At 68.0% G+C, this 21,584-nt stretch carries 24 protein-coding genes; 13 read left to right on the top strand and 11 right to left on the bottom strand.

Annotated elements, in window-relative coordinates; genetic code table 11:
* Window positions 1-2 precede the first annotated feature (2 nt).
* The 6 genes from ASJ79_RS21895 to ASJ79_RS21870 all read left to right on the top strand — a co-directional run bounded on the left by ASJ79_RS21895 (window position 3) and on the right by ASJ79_RS21870 (window position 6,749).
* Window positions 3-704, top strand: a complete 702-nt coding sequence (locus tag ASJ79_RS21895; protein WP_067959842.1) for an ABC transporter ATP-binding protein — start codon at window positions 3-5, stop codon at window positions 702-704.
* Window positions 705-728: 24 nt separating this feature from the next.
* Window positions 729-2,237 carry an APC family permease gene (locus ASJ79_RS21890; protein ID WP_067959839.1) on the top strand — a complete coding sequence of 503 codons (1,509 nt, stop codon included), beginning with the start codon at window positions 729-731 and terminating at the stop codon, window positions 2,235-2,237.
* A complete protein-coding gene (locus ASJ79_RS21885; protein WP_067959836.1) occupies window positions 2,234-4,258 on the top strand; it encodes a primary-amine oxidase in 2,025 nt (674 codons plus the stop codon). The genes ASJ79_RS21890 and ASJ79_RS21885 overlap by 4 nt, the downstream gene beginning before the upstream one ends.
* 257 nt (window positions 4,259-4,515) lie before the next feature.
* Window positions 4,516-5,271 (top strand): UMP kinase, encoded by a 756-nt coding sequence (pyrH, locus tag ASJ79_RS21880; RefSeq protein WP_067959833.1) that lies wholly within the window; start codon window positions 4,516-4,518, stop codon window positions 5,269-5,271.
* 39 nt (window positions 5,272-5,310) lie between these two features.
* Entirely contained in the window at window positions 5,311-5,868 is a 558-nt protein-coding gene (frr, locus tag ASJ79_RS21875) for a ribosome recycling factor (protein WP_067959831.1), read from the top strand.
* Window positions 5,869-5,870: 2 nt separating this feature from the next.
* The gene (locus ASJ79_RS21870) at window positions 5,871-6,749 is read left to right on the top strand and encodes a phosphatidate cytidylyltransferase (protein ID WP_067959828.1); all 879 of its coding nucleotides are present in this window, start codon (window positions 5,871-5,873) and stop codon (window positions 6,747-6,749) included.
* 22 nt (window positions 6,750-6,771) lie between these two features.
* On the opposite strand, the gene ASJ79_RS21865 is transcribed toward ASJ79_RS21870, so the two are convergent.
* Genes ASJ79_RS21865 through ASJ79_RS21850 form a run of 4 tightly spaced genes read right to left on the bottom strand, consistent with a single transcriptional unit; the run spans window position 6,772 to window position 9,173 of the window.
* Window positions 6,772-7,035 carry a hypothetical protein gene (locus tag ASJ79_RS21865; protein ID WP_231750971.1) on the bottom strand — a complete coding sequence of 88 codons (264 nt, stop codon included), beginning with the start codon at window positions 7,033-7,035 and terminating at the stop codon, window positions 6,772-6,774.
* Between the two features lie 58 nt (window positions 7,036-7,093).
* On the bottom strand, window positions 7,094-7,495 hold the full coding sequence (locus ASJ79_RS21860; RefSeq protein WP_067959822.1) for a hypothetical protein: 402 nt from the start codon (window positions 7,493-7,495) through the stop codon (window positions 7,094-7,096).
* Window positions 7,492-8,721, bottom strand: coding sequence for an NRAMP family divalent metal transporter (locus ASJ79_RS21855; protein ID WP_067959819.1), 1,230 nt, complete (start codon window positions 8,719-8,721; stop codon window positions 7,492-7,494). Before ASJ79_RS21855 ends, ASJ79_RS21860 begins: the two co-directional genes overlap by 4 nt.
* The gene (locus ASJ79_RS21850) at window positions 8,721-9,173 is read right to left on the bottom strand and encodes a hypothetical protein (RefSeq protein WP_067959816.1); all 453 of its coding nucleotides are present in this window, start codon (window positions 9,171-9,173) and stop codon (window positions 8,721-8,723) included. Before ASJ79_RS21850 ends, ASJ79_RS21855 begins: the two co-directional genes overlap by 1 nt.
* A 174-nt stretch (window positions 9,174-9,347) precedes the next feature.
* On the opposite strand from ASJ79_RS21850, the gene rlmN reads away from it, so the two are divergent.
* Window positions 9,348-10,445, top strand: a complete 1,098-nt coding sequence (gene rlmN, locus ASJ79_RS21845) for a 23S rRNA (adenine(2503)-C(2))-methyltransferase RlmN (protein ID WP_067959814.1) — start codon at window positions 9,348-9,350, stop codon at window positions 10,443-10,445.
* Window positions 10,446-10,449: 4 nt separating this feature from the next.
* Here the strand turns inward: rlmN and ASJ79_RS21840 are convergent, their stop codons facing one another.
* The 4 genes from ASJ79_RS21840 to ASJ79_RS21825 all read right to left on the bottom strand — a co-directional run bounded on the left by ASJ79_RS21840 (window position 10,450) and on the right by ASJ79_RS21825 (window position 14,159).
* The gene (locus ASJ79_RS21840; RefSeq protein ID WP_067959811.1) at window positions 10,450-10,863 is read right to left on the bottom strand and encodes a nuclear transport factor 2 family protein; all 414 of its coding nucleotides are present in this window, start codon (window positions 10,861-10,863) and stop codon (window positions 10,450-10,452) included.
* On the bottom strand, window positions 10,860-12,347 hold the full coding sequence (locus ASJ79_RS21835) for an aldehyde dehydrogenase family protein (RefSeq protein ID WP_067959809.1): 1,488 nt from the start codon (window positions 12,345-12,347) through the stop codon (window positions 10,860-10,862). The genes ASJ79_RS21840 and ASJ79_RS21835 overlap by 4 nt, the downstream gene beginning before the upstream one ends.
* A gap of 45 nt (window positions 12,348-12,392) precedes the next feature.
* Window positions 12,393-12,938: a TetR/AcrR family transcriptional regulator gene (locus ASJ79_RS21830; RefSeq protein WP_067959806.1), complete on the bottom strand. Its 546-nt coding sequence runs from the start codon at window positions 12,936-12,938 to the stop codon at window positions 12,393-12,395.
* Window positions 12,939-13,019: 81 nt separating this feature from the next.
* On the bottom strand, window positions 13,020-14,159 hold the full coding sequence (locus tag ASJ79_RS21825) for a phosphotransferase (protein ID WP_067959868.1): 1,140 nt from the start codon (window positions 14,157-14,159) through the stop codon (window positions 13,020-13,022).
* 85 nt (window positions 14,160-14,244) lie between these two features.
* Here ASJ79_RS21825 and ASJ79_RS21820 point away from each other — a divergent pair, with 85 nt between their 5' ends.
* A complete protein-coding gene (locus tag ASJ79_RS21820; protein ID WP_067959803.1) occupies window positions 14,245-15,435 on the top strand; it encodes a CaiB/BaiF CoA-transferase family protein in 1,191 nt (396 codons plus the stop codon).
* A gap of 12 nt (window positions 15,436-15,447) precedes the next feature.
* On the opposite strand, the gene ASJ79_RS21815 is transcribed toward ASJ79_RS21820, so the two are convergent.
* Window positions 15,448-16,011: a TetR/AcrR family transcriptional regulator gene (locus ASJ79_RS21815; RefSeq protein WP_067959801.1), complete on the bottom strand. Its 564-nt coding sequence runs from the start codon at window positions 16,009-16,011 to the stop codon at window positions 15,448-15,450.
* A gap of 79 nt (window positions 16,012-16,090) precedes the next feature.
* On the opposite strand from ASJ79_RS21815, the gene ASJ79_RS21810 reads away from it, so the two are divergent.
* The gene (locus ASJ79_RS21810; RefSeq protein WP_067959798.1) at window positions 16,091-16,285 is read left to right on the top strand and encodes a ferredoxin; all 195 of its coding nucleotides are present in this window, start codon (window positions 16,091-16,093) and stop codon (window positions 16,283-16,285) included.
* Here the strand turns inward: ASJ79_RS21810 and ASJ79_RS21805 are convergent, their stop codons facing one another.
* Window positions 16,286-17,110: a thioesterase family protein gene (locus ASJ79_RS21805; RefSeq protein ID WP_067959795.1), complete on the bottom strand. Its 825-nt coding sequence runs from the start codon at window positions 17,108-17,110 to the stop codon at window positions 16,286-16,288.
* A 30-nt stretch (window positions 17,111-17,140) separates the two neighbouring features.
* Window positions 17,141-17,950, bottom strand: coding sequence for an SMP-30/gluconolactonase/LRE family protein (locus tag ASJ79_RS21800; RefSeq protein WP_067959792.1), 810 nt, complete (start codon window positions 17,948-17,950; stop codon window positions 17,141-17,143).
* A gap of 75 nt (window positions 17,951-18,025) precedes the next feature.
* Between ASJ79_RS21800 and ASJ79_RS21795 the strand changes: the two genes are divergently transcribed.
* The 4 genes from ASJ79_RS21795 to ASJ79_RS21780 all read left to right on the top strand — a co-directional run.
* Entirely contained in the window at window positions 18,026-18,730 is a 705-nt protein-coding gene (locus tag ASJ79_RS21795; RefSeq protein WP_067959864.1) for an NIPSNAP family protein, read from the top strand.
* Between the two features lie 56 nt (window positions 18,731-18,786).
* On the top strand, window positions 18,787-19,959 hold the full coding sequence (locus ASJ79_RS21790; RefSeq protein ID WP_231750970.1) for a cytochrome P450: 1,173 nt from the start codon (window positions 18,787-18,789) through the stop codon (window positions 19,957-19,959).
* A 1-nt stretch (window position 19,960) separates the two neighbouring features.
* Window positions 19,961-20,929 (top strand): zinc-binding dehydrogenase, encoded by a 969-nt coding sequence (locus ASJ79_RS21785; protein ID WP_067959789.1) that lies wholly within the window; start codon window positions 19,961-19,963, stop codon window positions 20,927-20,929.
* 1 nt (window position 20,930) lies between these two features.
* The coding region (locus tag ASJ79_RS21780; RefSeq protein WP_067959785.1) for an HpcH/HpaI aldolase/citrate lyase family protein at window positions 20,931-21,584 on the top strand (654 nt) is incomplete at its 3' end.

Here is a 21,584-nt window from a genome sequence, read left to right as displayed (position 1 = left end):
CCGTGACCGCTCTCGACGAAACAGTCGACGCCGCCCCGGTGATCGAGATCGCCGACGTGTGGAAGTTACACAAACTCGGCGACGAGGTCGTCAAGGCGTTGAAGGCCGCGGATCTGACGGTGACACCCGGAGAGTTCGTATGCCTGATGGGGCCGAGCGGCAGCGGGAAGTCCACCCTGCTCAACATCATCGGCGGTCTGGACCGCCCCACCAAGGGCACGGTGCGCATCGCCGGTCAGGACACCGCGACACTGACCGAAAGCCAGTATGCGGCACTACGGCACGACACCATCGGCTTCATCTTCCAGAGCTACAACCTGATCCCGTTCCTGTCGGCGGTCGAGAACGTCGAGCTGCCACTGATGTTCGAGCCCTACGACCGGAAGGCGTTGCGCAAGAGGGCGATCGAGCTACTGGAGCTGGTCGGGCTCGGGCACCGCGTCAACCACCAGCCCACCAAGATGTCCGGCGGCGAGCAGCAGCGCACGGCGATCGCGCGCTCGCTGATCAGCAGCCCGGCTCTGGTGCTGGCCGACGAACCGACCGCCAACCTCGACCACCGTACCGGCGAGACGGTGGTGCGCATGCTGCGCGACCTGTGCTCGACCATGGGCGTCACCGTGGTCGCGAGTACCCATGACCCCACGGTGGCCGACGAAGCGAGCCGTGTCGTCCGGATGAAAGACGGACAGATCGTCAACTGACCGAACACCCAGTGGGAGAGACGAATGACACAAACGGAGCCCGCGGCGCCCGCCCAGCGTGACAAGCTCATGACCACCGAGTTGGTCCCCGAGCAGATCCTTCCGAAGGTGATGACCACCTTCGGCCTGACGGCGGCCTACGTGTTCATCATCTGCTGGGTCACCGGATCGTCGGTGATGGCCGCCGGAGGATGGACGGCGATCCCGATGTGGGTGCTGGGCATCCTGACCTTCCTGGTCCCCGCGGGGATGGCCGTCGTCGAACTCGGCAACCTGTGGCCCGGACAGGGCGGCGTGTACATCTGGGCCACCCGCACCATGGGCGAGACGTGGGGGTTCATCGGCGGTTACCTGTCCTGGGTGCCGGTGATCCTCAACGCCGCGTCGTCACCGGCGGTGGTGCTGCAGTTCCTGCTGCTGGCCTTCCACGCCGAACTCGGGCTGACGACGAGCATCATTCTGCAGCTGGTCATCCTGTGGACCGTGATCGGGCTGGCACTGGCCAAGCTGGCCGCCAACCAGAAGATCATGAACACCGTCTTCGTCGTCTACGGCATCCTGACCCTGACGATCTTCATCAGCGGTCTGCTGTTCGCCGTCGAGAACGGATCGGCGACACCGTTCAGCTGGGCCGAGGCGACCATCCCGAACTTCGCGGTGGCGGGCTTCCTGTACGGAACCGTGCTGCTGTACCTGCTCGGCGTCGAGACGCCGTACAACATGGGTGCGGAGTTCCTGTCGGTGCGTAAGAGCGGGCCGAGGATGATCCTCTGGGGTTCGACGGCGTTGGTCGCCATCTATCTGCTGACCACGCTCGGCACCATGATGGCGCTGCCCGGCGACGAGATCGATCCCGTCACCGGGGTCATCGGCATGCTCGACGTCGCCGGCTTCCCGGGTCTGATGGAGGTCTGCGCGGTCGTGCTGGCGTTCATCATCATCGTCGCGCTCATGACCTATCAGGTCGCCTACTCCAGGTTGATCTTCGTCTCCGGCCTGGAACGCCACCTGCCGCGGATCTTCACCCACCTGAACCCGCGGACGCGCAACCCGGTCACCGCGGTCCTGATCCAGGGCGTGATCTCGTCGGTGATCCTGGTCGGGCTGTACTCGCAGAGCAGCATGGCCAACGTCACCATCTACCTGCAGGGCGGCCTGTCCACGGTGTGGCTGCTGTCCGGGTTCTTCTTCCTGATCCCGGTCGTCGTCGCCCGCAAGAAGTATGCCGACCGCTACGCCAACGAGGAGTTCTGGCGGATTCCGGGCGGGATGGCCGGGGTCTGGACCGCCGTCGTGGTCGGTTCTCTGGGCACCGTCGGCGGCATCTACTACTCCTTCGTCACGCCGTGGATCGACGTACCCGCCGCCACGTGGATGACCTGGGTGGGCGGCATCAGTCTCGGCATGTTCGCGCTCGGCCTGACCGTGTACATCTTCGGCCGGCGCTCGGCACACAAAGTCAGCCAGGAAGACGCCCTGGCACATCTGGCGGTCTTCGATCGCACCACGGAAAAAGAGGAAACAGCGAAATGACGCTTGAGGACACCCGCACACGCGGCGAGCACGACGGTTCGGCGGTCGGCGCCTATCCGCTCGACCCGTTGACCGGAGCCGAGATCGAGGCGGCCGCCGCGGTGGTGGCCGCATCCGAATACGCCACGCCCACCTTGAAGTTCGTGATGATCCAGCTCGCCGAGCCGGACAAGAAACCCGAGCTGACCTTCGAGGGCCGGCAGGATGTTGCGCGCCGGGCGTTCCTGACCATGTACGACGCCGGCGCGAAGCTGATCTACGAGGCCGTCGTCGACCTCACCGCACGCATCATCGAATCCTGGACCCCCATCCCCGGGCGGTTCCCGTCCTACCTCGTCGAGCACATGACCGGGGTGGAGGAGAAGGTCCGGGAGGACCCCCGCTGGCAGGAGGCGATGCGCAAGCGCGGCGTCACCGACTTCAGCCTCACCATGATCGACCCGTGGCCGGCCGGTTACTACGGCGCGCAGGACCACTACGACAACTCCCCGTTGATCTGCCGGCCGCTGACCTTCGTCCGCGCGGCGCCGTCCGAACACGGGTACGCACGGCCCGTCGAGGGACTGATCGTGACGTTCGACCTCGATGCGATGACGGTCATCGACGTCGAGGACCACGGCGTGGTGCCGTTGCCGCCGACCGCGGGCAACTACAGCGAGAAGTTCATGTTCGACCCGAACAACCGGCCCGCCTTCACGCAGTTCCGCGACGACGTCAAACCCATCGAGATCACCCAGCCCGACGGGCCGAGCTTCACCGTCGACGGCTGGAAGGTGCAGTGGCAGAAGTGGTCGCTGCGCATCGGGTTCAACCCGCGCGAGGGCATCACGTTGCACGAGGTCACCTACACCGACCGGGGTGAGACCAGGCCGATCATGTACCGGGCGTCGCTCTCGGAGATGGTGGTGCCCTACGGCGACAGCTCGCCCACGCACTGGAACAAGAACGTCTTCGACATGGGTGAGGTCGGGATGGGGTTCTCGGCGAACCCGCTGACGCTGGGATGCGACTGTCTCGGCGAGATCCACTACTTCGACGGCACGGTGAACGACTCGGCCGGAAATGCGGTGACCATCCCGAACGCGATCTGCATGCACGAGGAGGATTTCGGGATCTCCTGGAAGCACACCGACTTCCGCACCGAGGAGGTCGAGGTGCGCCGCTCGCGGCGCCTGGTGATCTCGATGATCTGCACCGTGGGCAACTACGAGTACGGGTTCTTCTGGTACTTCTACAACGACGCGTCGATCGAGGTCGAGGTCAAGCTCTCCGGCGTGCTGACCACCGGGGCGGTCGAGGTGGAATCGGGGGAGCAGCCGCGCTGGGGCAAGATGGTCGCTCCGGGCATCTACGGCCCGAATCACCAGCACTTCTTCAACTTCCGCCTGGACATGAGCATCGACGGTGCGAAAAACAGTGTCTACGAGGTGGATTCGATTCCCGAGCCCGACCCGGAGCTGAACCCACACCGCAACGCCTGGATCACCCGGGACACCCTGGTGGCCTCCGAAGCCGACGGTGCGCGGGACTGGAACTGGTCCACGGGCCGGTACTGGAAGATCGCCAACCCGTCCAAGCACAACGAACTCGGCATTCCGGTGGCCTACAAGCTGGTGCCCAAGGACGTCGTGCCGGTGATGGTGCAGGAGGGGTCCTACATCTACGACCGCGCCCGCTTCCTGCAGCACAACCTCTGGGTGACGAAGTACGACCCGGCCGAGAGGTTCGCCGCCGGCGACTACATGTACCAGTCGCCGGACGTTCAGGGGCTGCCCGAGTACGTCGCCGACGACGCGCCGTTGGAGGACACCGACGTCGTGCTCTGGTACACGCTCGGCGCCCACCACGTCGTGCGGCCGGAGGACTGGCCGGTGATGCCGTGCGCGTATACCGGGTTCCATCTGAAGCCGATCGGCTTCTTCGACGGCAACCCCGCGCTCGACCTGCCGCCGTCGCCGCCGAAGGCCTGTCACGCCGGCCACACCGGACTGCCGGTCGCCGAGCGCGCCGCGGAGTCGTAGCGGCACGCCGGGCCCTCCGGCCGGAGTTCACGCAGGCTCGCGCCCGGCTCTGCCGTCCGCGGCCCCCTGCCCAGACCGCGTGATCATCTTCAGACAGCGACGAGCGTGCGTCGTCTTCGGGAATGACGCGGCGTGTCCGCCGCGGACACGCACTCTGGCGGGAATGACCCTTTGGGCGTCGGGCGCGGGCGGGTTTGGCAGGATTGGGGGAGTCGTCTCATCGATGGCAACCGCCTGCGCAGACCGGAAGGAGCCCGATGGCAGACCCCACGGCCAAGCCGATCAGCGACCAGTCCTCCGTCATCAGACCCGCCTACACCAGGGTTCTGCTGAAGCTCGGCGGTGAGATGTTCGGCGGCGGGCAGGTCGGGCTAGACCCCGACGTGGTCGCGCAGGTGGCCCGCCAGATCGCCGAAGTCGTCCGCAGCGGGGCGCAGGTCGCCGTCGTGATCGGCGGCGGGAACTTCTTCCGCGGCGCCCAGCTGCAGCAGCGTGGCATGGAGCGGACGCGCTCGGACTACATGGGCATGCTCGGCACCGTGATGAACAGCCTTGCGCTGCAGGATTTCCTGCAGAAGGAGGGCATCGACACCCGGGTGCAGACCGCGATCACCATGGGCCAGGTCGCCGAGCCCTACATCCCGCTGCGGGCGGTCCGGCATCTGGAGAAGGGCCGCGTCGTGATCTTCGGCGCCGGCATGGGCCTGCCGTACTTCTCCACCGACACCACCGCCGCACAGCGTGCGCTGGAGATCGGTGCCGACGTGGTGCTGATGGCCAAGGCCGTCGACGGTGTGTTCACCGCCGACCCCCGCATCGACAAGAACGCCGAACTGCTCACCGCGATCAGTCACCGGGAGGTCATCGACCGCGGGCTCAAGGTGGCCGACGCGACCGCGTTCAGTTTGTGCATGGACAACGGGATGCCGATCCTGGTGTTCAACCTGCTCGTCGACGGCAATATCGCGCGCGCCGTCGCGGGTGAGAAGATCGGGACACTGGTCACCACCTGACGGTGGCGCCGGGCGAGCGACAGGGACGGGAGACTTGCAGTGATCGACGAAACGCTCTTCGATGCCGAGGAGAAGATGGAGAAGGCCGTCTCGGTGGCACGGGACGACCTCGCGTCGATCCGCACCGGCCGCGCCAACCCCGGGATGTTCAACCGTATCCACGTCGACTACTACGGTGCCGCCACCCCGATCACGCAGCTGTCCAGCATCAACGTGCCCGAGGCCCGGCTGGTGGTCATCAAGCCGTATGAGGCCAATCAACTGCGCAACATCGAGGACGCGATCCGCAACTCGGACCTCGGGGTGAACCCGACCAACGACGGCAACGTTATCCGGGTGGCGATCCCTCAGCTCACCGAGGAGCGGCGCCGCGACCTGGTCAAGCAGGCCAAGTCCAAGGGCGAGGACGCCAAGGTGTCGATCCGCAACATCCGTCGCAAGGCGATGGAGGAGTTGTCGCGCATCAAGAAGGACGGCGACGCGGGTGAGGACGAGGTCACCCGGGCGGAGAAGGACCTGGACAAGACCACCCAGCAGTACACCGCCCAGATCGACGAACTCGTCAAGCACAAGGAAGGCGAGCTGCTGGAGGTCTGATCATGACCGACCAGCACTCGACTCCCGTGGGATCCCAGCCGGTCGACGAGCCGCCGAAGAAGTCGTCACGAGCCGGCCGCAACCTGCCCGCGGCGATCGCCGTCGGCGTCGCGCTCGGCGGCGGGCTGATCGCGATCCTGCTCTTCGCGCCGTACCTGTGGCTTGCGCTGGTGGCGGTCGCGGTGGCGATCGCCACGTATGAGGTGAGCAGCCGCCTCGGTGAGGCCGGTTACCGGATCCCGATGCTGCCGCTGCTGGTCGGCGGTCAGGCCACGTTGTGGCTGACCTGGCCTTTCGGGCCGGCCGGTGCGCTGGGTGGGTTCGCCGGCACCGTGGTGGTGTGCATGATCTGGCGCCTGGTCGGGCAGGGGCTCAACCACACGCCGCAGAACTATTCGCGGGACATCGGCGCCGCGGTGTTCCTCGCGACCTGGGTGCCGCTGTTCGCCAGCTTCGGCGCGCTGCTCATCTACCCCGACGACGGCGCCAACCGTGTGTTCTGCCTGATGCTCGGCGTGGTGTTCTCCGACATCGGCGGCTACGTGGCGGGCGTGCTGTTCGGCAAGCACACCATGGCCCCGGCCATCAGCCCCAAGAAGTCCTGGGAGGGGCTGGCCGGCTCGCTGCTGTTCGGGGTGACCGCGTCGGTGCTCGCCGTGGTGTTCCTGCTCGACAAGCCCTGGTGGGCCGGTGTCGCGCTGGGCCTGATGCTGGTGATCACCGGCACGCTCGGCGACCTGGTCGAATCGCAGTTCAAACGGGACCTGGGCATCAAGGACATGAGCAACCTGTTGCCCGGCCACGGCGGGATGATGGACCGGATCGACGCCATGCTGCCGTCGGCGGTCGCCACCTGGATCGTGCTGACGCTGTTGGCCTGAGCGCCGGCGCTCGTCCGTGCGGCTAGTACGTCGGAAGCGCCGGTGAACAGCGCCGGAATCCCGGACGGAGCGTCACCGCGTCCGTGTCGATGCGAGCGAGGTCGTTCCAGAGCACCAGGTGGGTGCCGCGGTGCCGCCATCGCAGTAGTGTGGCCAGAACCCGCGGCTCGTTCACCCCTGAGCGCTCGTAACCGAGGTACGAAGAGCGGGTGTGCGGGCTGATCACCAGACCGTAGAGCCGCAGCTCGGACACGCCGCCGGTTCCGTCGCGCAATTCGAACCGCACGTCGGTGACGGTACCCAGGGATTGCCCGTCGGCGCCCCGCACGGGCAAGCCGAGCAGTTCACCGAGTTGCACGTCGCCCCCCGGGGATGCGGCCGATGAGCCGTTCGCGTAACCATCTCTCGACCCACGGGGTGTCGAAGGCGGTGTCGTCGCGGTCGATGCGGACGACGGCGCCGACATCGGTGACAGCCCTCCAAGCGATGGACTGCAGTTGCGCGACCGGCGGCCGGCCTCCGAAGATCCGGGTCAGGAGCACGTGGCCGGTGAGGATCCCGCTCACCGTCGGCGGTGGCGCACCCGGGCCGATATCGACGCCGAGCGTGACGCCGTCGAGTTCCAGGTCGTCCACGATGCCGACCGGGTCGCCGTTCTCATCGACGAGCTGACGGTCGAGCAGGTGCAGGCGGGCGTCGAGCAACCGACCACGGTGGGAGTCATCGGGAATCGGGGACGTGTTCATTGACCGGCTCCTGTCACGATCATCAGCGGTATCGCGGCCAGTGAGGCGGCGAGGATGATCACCAGATACACCGATGCCAGGGCGTTGGTGACCCGTCCGTTCACGTGCTCGCCCATATACCCGGGATCATTGGCCACGATCAAGATCGGCAGATACGTCAGTGGCAACGCGATCGCGGAGAACACCACCGAGTACTCCGTCACCTGAATCGGATCCACACCTGTGAAAAGCACTGCGGTGCACGCAATCAAGGAGACCAGCATCACGACGTGGAACCGGGACGCTTCGGCCGGGCGGCGGAACTTGCCCCATGTCCAGCCCAAGAACTGCGCCAGCGTGTAACCCGAGGACAGCGTCGTCTCCAGCGCCGCCCCGAACGTCGCGGCGACGATGCCGACGATGGCGAATGCCAGCGCAAGCTTCCCGCCGGCGGTCACGACCGGCAGGGCCACCTGCGACAGCGAGGTGACCTCGATCTGGCCGGGCAGCAGCACGAGGGCAGAGCAGGCGGCAATCGCGACCGACAGGATCCCGCCCAGCGGAAACCCCACCAACACGTTGAGTCGCGAGGTGCCGAGATCCTTGACCGTCCACCCCTCTTCCACCGCCCCGGAGGAGAAGAAGAAGACCTCGTAGGGGGTCATCGCCGCGCCGAACAACGCTATGGCGAAGTACCAGTAGGTGGCCGCCGATTCAGTCGACGGGATTGTGGGTGCAGCGGCCTGGGCGGCGAGCTGTCCCCAGTCGGGGGACAGGAGGAAGACCGCGACGGCGAAGACGATCAGACACAGGCCGAGCAATCCCGTGACGTTCTCCATCGTGGAGAACCGGACCCGCCAGATGACCATCCAGACCGCGAACGCCGCCACCGGGAACCAGAGGCTGGGGCCGACATCGGTTGCCAGCTGCAAAGCCAATGCCACGCCGCCGATCTCAGCGGTGACGGTCATCAAGTTGATGAAGAAGGAGGCGCCGAGATTGGCCGCCGCGGTGCGCGGCCCGAGGCGCTCGCGGATGATCTCGAACGTGGCACGGCCGCTGACCGCGGCGACCCGGCCGGCCATCTGGGCGTAAAGGCAGATGCCCAGCACCCCGACCGGTACCACCCACGCGAGCGCAAGGCCGAAACGGGAACCGACCACGGCGTTGGTCACCAGGTCTCCGATATCGAGGAACCCCCCGATGGCGGTGAGGATGCCCAGAGCTACCGCGAAAAGTCGCTTCATCAACGGTAGTCGGCTGCGAGCCGGTCGACGACATCGAGAATGGACTGACGGAGCTGATGCGCATCAGGCTGACCGTCCACCGCCCGCACCGCCGCGTTCGCGGCGTTGAGCTGACCGATGAGCACTGTCATCGTCTCGGCCAGCAGGGATTGCCGGCGCAGGTCCTGCGGGTCTTCGGCCTTCAGCACCGCGATACCCGAATAGGACTGGGCGATCTGGTCGCGCGCATCGCTGAGCTGGACGGCGGTGAGATTCCGGGTCGACCGGCGCTGCATCCACAGGTCGAGGGCGAGCGCTCCGGAGCGCGCCGCCGACTCCGTCTCCTCTTTCGCCGTCGCGAGCTGACCCGGCATCCCGTCCCGATTGCCCGGGCAGCTGGTCAGGACGAGCGCGAGCGCACCGGCCATGAGCACCAACACGGCGGCGACGCGCAGCTGACTGCCGAGGCGCATCTCAGGCGCCGCCGGAGTCGCAGGGCCACATCAGTGCATCCTCCGCCGGAATCACGTCAACGCCGGGGTAGCGGCCGGTGTGTCGGGTTGGCCGGAAAGCTCATCTGACGGATCGTGCCAGTCACCCGCGCAAAGAACACCCGGTCCGCGGAAATGGGATACTGGGGGCCAGCCATGCCCAATCCTCTTCCCCTGGTCTTCGATGCTCCGCGCCGCGCGCTGCCGCCGCGGCACTTCGCCGACCTCGCCGACGCCGAGCGGGCCGCGGCCGTCGCCGATCTCGGGTTGCCGGCGTTCCGCGGAAAACAGCTGGCCAACCAGTATTTCGGTCGAATGATCGCCGACCCGCAGCAGATGACCGACCTGCCCGCAGCGGTCCGCGAACAGGTCGGCACCGCGCTGTTCCCGACGCTGTTGGATCCCGCCCGCGAGATCGAGTGCGACGCCGGTGAGACCCGCAAGGTGCTGTGGCGTGCGGTCGACAAGAGCACGTTCGAGTCGGTGCTGATGCGCTATCCCGACCGCAACACGGTGTGCATCTCGTCACAGGCCGGCTGCGGCATGGCGTGCCCGTTCTGTGCGACCGGCCAGGGCGGTCTGCAGCGCAACCTGTCGACGGCGGAGATCCTCGAGCAGGTCCGTGCGGCCGCTGCCGAACTGCGCGACCGCGATGGTGGCAGGCTGTCGAACATCGTCTTCATGGGCATGGGTGAGCCGCTGGCCAACTACAACCGGGTGGTCGCGGCGGTCAGGCGCATCACCGCCGCACCGCCGAACGGCTTCGGGATCTCGGCACGGTCGGTGACGGTGTCGACGGTCGGGCTGGCGCCCGCGATCCGCAAGCTCGCCGACGAGAAGCTCAACGTGACGCTGGCGCTGTCGCTGCACACGCCCGACGACGAGCTGCGCGACACCCTGGTGCCGGTCAACAACCGCTGGAAGGTCGACGAGGTCCTCGACGCGGCGCGGTACTACGCCGACGCGACCGGTCGCCGGGTGTCGATCGAGTACGCGTTGATCCGTGACGTGAACGACCAGCCCTGGCGGGCCGATCTGCTCGGCAAGAAGTTGCACGGCAAGCTCGGCCCGCTGGTGCACGTCAACCTGATCCCGCTGAACCCGACCCCGGGCAGCGAGTGGGACGCCAGCCCGAAACCGGTCGAGCGCGAGTTCGTCCGACGTGTCCGCGAGCGAGGGGTGTCCTGCACGGTGCGCGACACCCGCGGCCGCGAGATCGCCGCCGCCTGCGGACAATTGGCCGCTCAGGGCTGAGTCGTCACGGCGTGCCGCCGGGTTTGTTCACGAACCACACGTTGTCCTCCCGCAGCCGGCGACTGCGCCAACCGGCGGGTGTCCGTACCAGCTCGTGGAAGTAGTAGCCGCCGCACGAACTCTGCTCGGCCATGCCCGGCAACTGCATCGGGTTGTAGAACATCGCTCGCACCGATGCGCTGTCACCGTCGATCTCGGCCTCGACGTTGGTGATGTAGTGCATGGTCCAGGGCAGCACGCCGAAGTTGGCGGCGAACCACTCCACGACTTCGTCGCGGGTCCCGACGACGGCCCCGGCCGACGAGTAGTCGATCACCGCATCCTCGGTGAACACCGACCGGTAGAGCTCCCAGTCCTTGGTGTCGACGGCGCGGGCGTACCGGTACAGCAGCGCTTGGATCTGCTCGGCGTCGCTCACTGGTCGGGCATGCCGATGGTTTTGGCCTCCAGGTACTCCTTGTAGCCCTCTTCGCCGTTGCGGTAGCCCAGTCCGGACTGCTTGGTGCCGCCGAACGGGCTGCCGATGCCGAAGTGGCTCTTGCCGTTGATGGTCACATTGCCGGTCCGCATCCGGGTGGCCACGGCGAACGCGCGATCCACGTCGGCGCTGCTGACCTCCCCGGACAGGCCGTAGATCGTGTTGTTGGCGATGGCGATGGCCTCGTCGTCGGTGTCGTACGGGGTCACGGTCAGCACCGGCCCGAAGATCTCCTCCTGCGCGACCTGCGAATCCGGGTCGACGTCGGCCAGCAGCGTGGGCTGGGTGTAGTAGCCGGTCGGCAGGTTCTCCGGGATGCCGCCGCCGGTGACCAGCCGGGCGCCGGAGTCGATACCGCTGCGGATCAGGCCGAGCACCTTCTGGCGTTGCGTCTCGCTGATCTGCGGGCCCTGCATGTTGCCCGGCGTCCACGGGTCCCCGACCGGGAAGTTCTCCATCATCGTCTTGAGCGTCTCGATGCCCTCGTCATAACGGCTGCGCGGCAACAGGATCCGGGACGGCAGGATGCAGGACTGCCCCGACATCACGCACGCCATCATCGCCGCCATCGGCAGCGCCGCGCTGAAATCGGCGTCGTCGAGCACGATGTGGGCCGACTTGCCGCCGAGCTCGAGCAGCGTCTTCTTCACCGTCGGCGCACCGGCGGCCAGGATCGCCCGCCCGGTGGCGGTCGAGCCGGTGAACGTGATCATGTCCACCCGCGGGTCGGCCGACAGCGCCGCACCCACCTCGTTGGCGTTGGAGACCACCACGTTGAACACCCCGGCCGGGATGTCGGTCTCCTCGGCCACGATGCGGCCGTACTCGCTGCCCGACCAGGGGGTCAGCTGAGCGGGCTTGAGCACCACGGTGTTACCGGCCATCAGCGCCGGAACCGTCTCGGCGATGTTGAGATAGAACGGCACGTTCCACGGCGTGATCGCACCCACCACCCCGACCGCCTCGTAGTGGATCTTGCGGCGCGCCGGCCCGAGCGGGGTGTCGTGGACGCCGTTGTCGACCAGGTAGTCGAAGTTCCTGCCGTGTTCGGCCCAGTGCTTGACCTCTTCGATCGGGCTCTCGATCTGGCTGCCGGTCACGGTGATCGGGCAGCCGACCTCGGTGATCAGGATGCGGCGCAGCCGCTCCTTGTTGCGTTCCAGCGCCTCGTGCAGCTGGGTCAGGCAGTGGTACCGGAAGTCCAGATCCCGCGACCAGTCGGTATCGTCGAAAGCCCGCCGCGCCGCGGCGACCGCGCGGCCCATGTCCTCCACCGTGCCGTCGGTGGCCTGCCCGGCCACCTGCTCACTGGCCGGATGGATCACATCGAAAGTGGCTCCGCTGCCGGTGACTTGCAGTTCGCCGTCGATGAGCATGCGCTCGTCGCCCGCGAGCACTCCGGTTTCGGCCTGCGCTGTCGTCATGGGGACAGCTTTACAAACTTTCAGTCGAGTGTCACGAGTTTTCGGTTAGCTGGTCTTGATTCCCACCGCGTGGCGCAACTGTGCCAGGAACTGGTCGTCGTCGTCGGCTCGGACGATGTAGTGCGAGATGGCCACCCGGATCGCCGTCGCCGCCTTGACCGCACCGTTGGCGCCGGGGAGCAGGCGCTCCAGCTGCGCGCGCATCAGCGGGATGATCTGGGACAACCGGCCGATCACGACCTCGGGCTCGATGTCGACGAGTCGCACGCCCGAGTAGGACTGCTGGTATTCGACGATGAACCGCATCGCGGCGTCGACCCGGTCATTGCCGCGCAGCCCGGCGGTGGCCTTGGCGATCCCGGTCTCGAACATCTCCCGTTCGTAGACGCCGAAGGCCTCGAGGAGGGCCTGCTTGTCGGCGAACCAGCGGTACAGCGTGGGCCGCGACACCCCGGCCTGCAGGGCGACCTCGGACAGGCTCAACTTGGTCTGCCCGCTGCGCCCCAGCACTTCGGCGGTGGCGACGAGTATCCGGTGCCTGGTCGAGGTGTCCTCGGTGGCGTCACCGGTGTCGGCTGCGGATTGGTTCACGTACGGGCCTCACTTACGGGTTCGGAGTCGATCGTAAAGCGTGGCCCGCACGTGTGGCCGGTGCGGCGTCGGCGGTGTTCGTCACAAGCTCTTGTCCAGCAGCGCGGCGGTGTCCAGATCCTCCAGCGCGTGCAGGCTGCGTTCCAGGCCCTTCAGCGCGATGTCGTCGACCTGCATGCCGCCCATACCGGCGGTGATCAACGTGGCGACGTACGGATACAGCGCGCCCTGCCGGTAGCGGTCCCAGAACTCGTCGCGGTCCAGCTCCGGCCCACCGGCCGCGGCCAGCGCGCGCCGGTACACCTCGAGTAGATCCCGCTGTGACCGCTGCCGGTCCTCGGTGGCCATGCTGGTGACCAGGGTGTAGGCCAGCTCCCGGCTGGGGTGGCCGCGGCGGACCGCCTGCCAGTCCAGCAGCCCGGCCTGCCCGTCTCGGAAGTAGAGATTGCCCGGATGGGCGTCGCCGTGCATGACGGTGTGCGGTGGCCGGTCGACGAGCGCCGCCGCGGCGCGGTAGTTCTCGTCGATGAACCGACCGCGGTGCACCGGCAGATCCGTGCGTTCGGCCAGGCGCCGTGCCGAGGTCCGCAGCAGCGGCGCGGTGAGCAACGAGGCGCTGTCACCGGATGCGGTGTACAGCCACCCCAGCGGACCGGTCCCGCCGCGCGCGGGCAGGCGTCCCCAGAACGTCGCATGGAGCCGGGCCAGCAACTCGACCACGAGTGCGGCGCGGTCCGCATCGATCGGATGCAGGGTGTCCGGGAACTCGCACCGGCGGACCGTCAAGTCCTCGAGGACCAGCACGAACCGGCCGGTGAGCGGGTCGAAGCGGGAGCCGTAGCTGTCCGGAACCCGGGTCAGTTCGGGTGCGAGCTCGCGGTAGAACCGTGTCTCGGTGTCGGCGAGATTGCCGAGTTCGCCCATCATCCGGGTGGCGACGGTCTCGGCCGCCATCTTGACGAAGACCGTAGCCGGGACGTCCGCGCCGGTGAGGGCGAGCCGGGCGCGGGAGGAGGTGCCCGCGTCGCCGCCGAGCACGGACACCGTCGTGACGGTGCGCCCCATGACCGACGACAGCGCCGCGGCGTCGAGGTCGGCGACGGTCCGGGGCAGTGCCCGGCGGCGCCCGATCAGCGCGTCGGTCCCGATCCGGCGCAGACCACGCCCCAAATGCGAGGCCAGACCCGCGGCCGGGGCGATCCGATTGGCGATGACGGACACCACGTGCCTCCTAGGCTTGGACCGGTAGCCCAGACAGGGTTACAAATTTGAGCTGATTTGTAAAACGGTGCGGAGGTGGGCGGAAATGACCGGTCCGTTGGCGGGCGTCCGAGTGATCGAACTCGGCGTGTGGGTGGCGGGTCCGGCCGCCGGCGGCATTCTCGCCGACTGGGGCGCCGACGTGATCAAGATAGAACCGCCTACCGGTGATCCTGCCCGTACGTTCGGCCGGATGCTCGGCATCGATCCGCAGGATCGCCACCATGTCAGCCCGCCGTTCCAGATGGACAACCGCGGAAAGCGGAGCGTGATGCTGGATCTGACCACGGCAGAGGGGCAGACGGCCGCGCACGCACTGCTGGCCGGCGCCGACGTGTTCCTGACCAACATCCGCACGGGCGCGCTGCGTCGCATCGGGCTGGACTTCGAGGCCGTGGCCACGTCGAATCCGCGTCTGATCTACGGGCTGATCACCGGCTACGGCACCGAGGGCCCGGATGCGGACCGGCCCGCCTACGACGTGGCCGCGTTCTGGGCGAGGGCGGGGCTGGCGCATCTGTTGACACGGCCCGGCGAGACGCCGCCGTTCCAGCGCGGCGGCATGGGGGACCACATGGCCGGAATGACCATGGCCGGTGCGGTGTGCGCCGCGCTGGTGGCCCGAAACCGCACCGGTGCCGGGCAACTGGTGACCACTTCGTTGTACCGCCAGGGCGCCTATGCCGTCAGCTTCGACCTGAACACGTTCCTGATCACCGGCCACCCGATCGCGATCGGCCGGCGTGAGTCGATGGGCAACCCGTGCATGAACAACTACACCGCCGCCGACGGGCGGCGGTTCTGGCTCGTCGGCCTGCAGGGGGAGCGGCACTGGCCCGCGCTGTGCGCGGCGGTCCAGCGGCCGGAGTGGCTGACCGACGAAAGGTTCGCCACCGGCAGGGGGCGGGCCGCCCATGCGGCCGAGCTGATCGCCGAACTCGACGAGATCTTCGCGCGCAGGACACTCGCACAGTGGGCGGAAACCTTTGCCGGACAACCCGATCTGTTCTGGTCGCCGATCAACTCGCTGGAGGATGTCGTCGCCGACGAACAGTTCCACGCCGCGGGTGGGATCGTGTACGTGCCGGACGCCGACGGCGGATCGGTGCCGATGGTCGCCACCCCGGCGGATTTCCACGGCACACCCACCGAAGTGCGGTGCGCGGCACCCGAACTCGGTGAGCACACCGACGAGGTGCTGGCTGAGATCGCTGAGCGCACGAAAGGCTCGGCGTAGTCGATGGGTTGGCTATAGGCCCGGGTTCCTGACCCGCGCCGCGTGGCGCAACTGGTCGAGGAACTGGTCGGAGTCGTCACTGCGGACCAGGTACTGGGAGATCGCGACCCGCACGGCGGTGGCGGCCGCCAGCGCTGCGTCGGGTCCGGTGCACAGACGCTGCAGCCGTTCCCGCATCAACGGCAGCACCCGCGCCAGCCGCCTGATCACCTGATCGGGTTCGACGTCGACCATGCGCAGGCCCGGATAGGACAGCTGGTATTCGACGATGACCCGCAGTGCCGCGTCGAGCCGCTCGGAAGCGGGAAGACCTGCTGTGGCACGTGCGATCGCCCGTTCGTAGTAGTTGCGCTCCCACACCACGAACGCGTCGAGGAGTTCCCGTTTGTCGGCGAAGTACCGGTACAGCGTCGGCCGGGAGACGCCGGCCTGAGCCGCCACGTCGGACAGCGACAGCCTCGTCGTACCGTTGCACCCCAACACTTCTGCCGTCGCGACGAGGATGCGTTGACGCGTGGAGGTGTCCGGATCGTCGACGTCCTGGGATCCGCGATCACCCGGCGTCCGTTGCGGCATGAGCAAAGCTTTACAAATTTACGCCGAAGTGTCACGCTTTTTCGGTGACGATCACCGTGCGGAAGACCACCCTCGCGACATGAGGATCGGGGTGGACCTGACGAAGTGCACCGGGCACGGCATCTGCGAATCGATCGCCGAGGAGGTGTTCGAGGTGCAGGACGACGGAACCGTGGTGATCCACGACGCCGAGCGCCCCGAGTCCGACCGCGAGCGGATGCAGCAGGCCGTCACCCAGTGTCCGGCGGCGGCCCTGTTCCTCGCCGCGGAATAGCTACCTCGCCGCGCGCGGCCGGACCAGGACCGACTGCTGGATCGCGCCGACGGCGCCGGTCTCGTCGAACAGGGTGCCGAGTGTGGTGCCGATGCCGTCGGGGCCGTAGTTGGTCTCGGCGCGGATGCCGATCCACTCGCCGTCCGGCACCCGGTGGATGTGCACGGCGAGATCGGTGTTCAGGAACGTCCACGTGCGGATGTCGAGTTTGGACCCGATACCGTTCGCGTCGTCGGCGACGGCGAACAACCGCTCCAGCGCCGTCATCGCCTCGCCCTTGACCAGATCGACTTCGGGCCTGATCCACGATTCGCCGGGGCCTTCGGCCATCGGTGTGGTGAGCCACCGCCAGTCCAGGCTGTGCACGTAGTTGCGGTCCCAGTCCTTCTTCATGTCCCGGATCCGGGCCTCGGACAGCGGACGCAGCGGTTCGGCGGGGGCGTGCACCACGGCGGCGGTGTCCAGCGTCTGCAAGCGCCACCCACTGGCCCTGGCCACCGGCCGCGGTTCGCCGTCGGGGCCCTGTGCCAGCATCTCCGCGCTGATCAACTCGATCTGTCTGCCGGAGCGTTCCCGTCGGGTGCGCACCCAGAACTCGCCCTCGGCCGGCACCGGACCGAGCAGGTCGACGAGCACCCGGCTGAGTCGGGTGTCGTCGCGCGGCTCGCAGCGCTGCAGTCCGCGTACCAACAGCGCCGACACCGGCGCAGCGTGCTGGATGGCCGCCGACCAGGTGCTGCGGACCAGGTCGGTGGCGACGAACCTCTCGCCGGCGGCGTCGTCGTCGGTGTCGGCGTCGACGAGCTCGTAGTACGAATCGGACATCGCTGCCTTTCTGGGGCCGATCGGGATGTGTCAGGCCGGGATGTCGACGGTGACGGCGTCCAGCCGAGACAGTGTGGTTCCGCGCAGCCGCTCGGGGTACGCGTCGGGGGCGGTCAGCAGGAATAGCGTGCGGTTCTCGGGGCCGCCCAGGGTGCAGGCGATGGCCGCGCGGCCGCTGACGTCGATCCGGTCGGTGACCTGGCCGCCGTCCTCGATGCGCTGGAACTGCTGCGCCAGGGTCATCGCGGCCCAGACACCGCCTGCGGCGTCGAGGCAGATCCCGTCGGGTGGACCGTCCAGCCCGTCGGCGAAAACCCTCGGGGCAGTGAGGCTTCCGTCCTCGCCGATGCCGAACGCGGTCAGGCGCCGGCCGGTGGACTCGGCGACGATCAGCGTGTTCCCGTCGGCGGTGACGGCCATCCCGTTCGGGAAGTCGAGGCCGTCGGCGACCACGTCGGTGCGCCCGCGGGCCGGATCGACGCGCACGATGACGCCGTCCCCGCGTGCCTGGGAACCGACATAGGCGCATCCGTGCCGGTCGATCACCATGTCCCCGAGGGCGGCTGGAACCAGCGCCGACAGGTCGGCGACCGTGGTGACCGATTCGCCGTCGTAGCCGAGGACCTGCCGCGTCTCGGTGGAGACGATCAACAGGGATCCGTCCGGCCGGAATCCCAGCCCCGACGGCGCGTGTCCGGGCAGGCGCAGCGTGCTCATCTCACCGGCCAGGGTCACGGTGTGCACCGCTTCGCCGAGCATGTCGGAGAACCACACCAGCCCTTCGAACCAGCGCGGCCCCTCGCCGAAGCAGAAACCGTTGGCCAACGGCGTCAAGGTCATGTCAGGACTTTACAAAACATCGGATAAGTGTCACGCTCGCGAGGTGCAGCTGTCAACCAGGAGCATGTCGTGAACATGAAGAAGTATCACAGCCACACGTTGCTCTACCTGCATGAGACGATCGATCTCGGGTCGGCGGGCAGCGAGCAGTTCGTCACCGAGTTCAGCGGCGTGTACCACCCGATGATGGACGAGCTGGGCGCGCGGTTGTTCGCCATGTGGGAGACCACCCCGTACAACGGGCACTGGCCACAGGTCACCGTCATCTGGGAGATCGACGCATTCGCCGACTACGCGCGCATCGGCCGCGCCCAGGCCCGCGGCGGCAGCCACGAGGCCGCGGCGGGGAAGTGGGCCGCGTACCTGCGTGAGACCGGGGCGCGCGGCGAGGGCCGGATCATGTACGCCGGTCGCAGCAACAAGACCCTGGCGCAGCTGCGGGCATCGGACTTCAAGGCCGGCTTGGTGATTCAGGAGATCATGCAGACCAAACCGGGCAGGCAGGACGACTACATCAGGGAACTCGAACGTCTCTATGTGCCGTGGTCGGAATCGACGGGCAAACTCTGGCTCGGTTCGTTCATCACCACGTTCCGGTTCAACGAGGTGATCCATTACTGGGCGCTCGACGGAGACTGGGCCTGCTTCGAGAACCACTACCCGTCGTGGAAGGACAGCCCGCCGGCCGAGATCGTCACCTGGATGAGCGTCGCGCCCGCACTCCGTGACGGCTGGGAGGATTCGATCCTGGCCGCGCTGCCCCCGTCCCCGCTGCAGTGAGCGTGAAAGTGACCACCGCACAGGGCTTCGCGTACGACCCGTTCGATCCGTCGGTGATGGCCGACCCGCTGCCGTACTACCGTGTGCTGCGCGACGAGCACCCGGTCTACTACCTCGGCAAGTGGGACACCTACGCCCTGTCGCGGTTCGACGACATCTGGAACGTGCTGGAGATCAACGACGGAACGTTCGTCGCGTCGGAGGGGACACTGCCCGCCGCGACGGTGCTCGCCGCGCACAACGACGGCCCGGTGGCCGACCCGCCGTGGCATCCCATGCCGTTCCACGCCAACTTCGACGCGCCGATCTACGACGAGGTGCGCCGCTGCACCGCAGCGCCGTTCCGGCCGAAGAACGTCGCCAAGCTGGCCGACCGGATCCGCGTGCTGGCCAACGAACGGCTCGACGAACTGCTGCCGCGCGGCCGGTTCGACCTGACCCAGGAGTACGGCGGCATCGTAGCCGCTTCGGTGGTGTGCGAACTGGTGGGTCTGCCAAGCGATCTCGCGACGGAGGTGCTGGCGACCGTCAACGCCGGCAGCCTGGCGCAGCCGGGCAGCGGTGTCGAGGTGGCCAACGCACGGCCCGGTTATCTCGAGTACCTCACCCCCGTGGTGCAGCGCAGGCGGGCCCAGCAGGGCGGCGAGCAGCCGATCGTCGACAACCTGCTGGCCTACCGCCTGCCCGACGGATCGGCGCTGCCGGACACCGAAGCGGCGGTGCAGATGCTGGGCGTCTTCATCGGCGGCACCGAGACCGTCCCCAAGATCGTCGCGCACGGACTCTGGGAGCTGTCGGCCCGGCCCGACCAACTCGGCGAAGTGCGTGCCGACCTGGGCGCCAACGTGGCTGTGGCGCGGGAGGAGATGATCCGCTACTGCGCCCCCGCCCAGTGGTTCGCGCGCACGCTGCGTCGGCCGTTCACCCTGCACGGCACCACCATCCGGCCGGGCCAGCGGATCATCTCGCTGCTCGCCTCGGCCAACCGGGACGAGCGCGAGTACCCGCAGCCCGACGAGTTCATCTGGAACCGGCCGATGACGCGGCTGCTCGCGTTCGGCCGTGGGCAGCACTTCTGCCTGGGCGCGCACCTGGCGCGGCTGGAGATCACGATCATGGTGACCGAATGGCTCAAGCGGGTGCCCGACTTCCGTGTCGACACCGACGCCGCGTCCCGGCCGCCGTCGAGTTTCCAGTGGGGCTGGAACTCGCTGCCCGTGGAGGTGTGACGTGTGGGCCTACCGCCTCGTCGCACCGTACACCTTCGAGAAAATCGCTGTGCCGCAACGGTCCCCGGATTCGATCGACGACGGGCAGGTGCTGCTGCGGTTCCTCGCCGCGGGCATCTGCGGCAGCGACCTGCCCGGGTTCCGCGGCGCCAAGGGCAGACTGCCCGGTGACACCGGGGCCTGTGCCGCCGAGATGGACGGCTTCCCGATCCACGAGATCGCGGGCGAGGTGATCGCGAGCAGGCATCCGGCGCACCGCGCCGGGGACCGGGTGGTCGGATGGGCCTCGGGTTTCGACGGTCTCATGGAGCAGGTGGTGGCCGACGGGGACGGGCTGGTGGCCTACGACGCGTCGTTGAGTCCCGCGCACGCCGTCGCGCTGCAACCGCTGGCCTGCGTGCTGTACGCGGTCGAGCAGCTGCCCGATCTGCGCGGCCGTCACGTCGCCGTCCTCGGGCAGGGCTCGATCGGTCTGCTGTTCTCCTACGCGGCCAAGGCCGCCGGGGCCGCCCACGTCACCGGTGTGGATCCGGTCGACCGCGCCGGCATCGGGCCCGCCTTCGGCGTCGACACCGTCGTACGCGCCACCAGCGACCGCTGGGTCAGCCACCTCACCCCGGATGCCAGGCCCGACATCGTCATCGAAGCGGTCGGACATCAGGTCGCGACGCTCTCGCATGCGGTCGAAGCCGCGGCATTCGGCGGCACGATCTTCTATTTCGGTGTGCCGGACGATGATTCGTACCCGATCAGCATGCGGACCATGCTGCGCAACAACCTCACGCTGAAGTCGGGTGTGACCATCGAGCGCAGACGGGTGCTCGCGAAGGCCGACGGGTTCGCCCGTGACCATCCAGGGCTGCTGGAGCGCTACCTGACCCACACTTTCGGCGTCGACGAGGTACCGGCGGCATTCGACCTCGCGTCGCGTCCCGTGCCGGGCCGCATCAAGATCGCGATCGTGGCCTGACATGGGAAGCAGACTGCAGGACGCGCTCGGCCGCCGGGACCGGCTCTTCGGCGGCTGGGTCGTCGGCCCCACAATGCTCGGCCCCGAGGAGTTCGCCGCAGCGGGGTACGACTACGTCGGATTCGACGTTCAGCACGGCTACCTCGGCGATGCCGATGTCGCCCTGATGCTGCGTCGCCTCGAGCACGTTCCGATCGCCACGGTGGTCCGGCTGCCCGACGCCGACGCGGCGCCGATCGGCCGGGTGCTCGACGCCGGCGCCGACGGCGTCCTGGTCGCGATGGTGGAATCGGCCGGCCAGGCCGCCGCGGCGGTGGCCGCGACCCGGTACGCCCCGGCCGGGGTGCGCAGCTTCGGGCCGCTGCGCGCGAGCCTGGGCATCGAGCCGGGCGCGCTGCAGGACCGGGCGTCGGTGTTCGCGATGGTGGAGACGGCACGGGGGCTCGCCGCGATCGACGAGATCTGCGGTGTCGACGGGCTCATCGGGATCTACGTCGGTCCCGCCGACCTCGCGATCTCAATGGGCCACGGCCCGCTTGAGGCCTGGACGCACCCCGATGTGCTCGACGCGATGCTCCACATCCAGCACACCGCCACCCGGGCCGGCCTGGTGGCAGGCATCCATGCCAACACCGGAACGATCGGAAATGCCATG

The organism is Mycobacterium sp. NAZ190054 (assembly GCF_001545925.1).
GTDB lineage: Bacteria > Actinomycetota > Actinomycetes > Mycobacteriales > Mycobacteriaceae > Mycobacterium.
The sequence above is the reverse complement of the archived record's forward strand: the minus strand, read 5'-3'. Positions and strand labels throughout refer to the sequence as shown.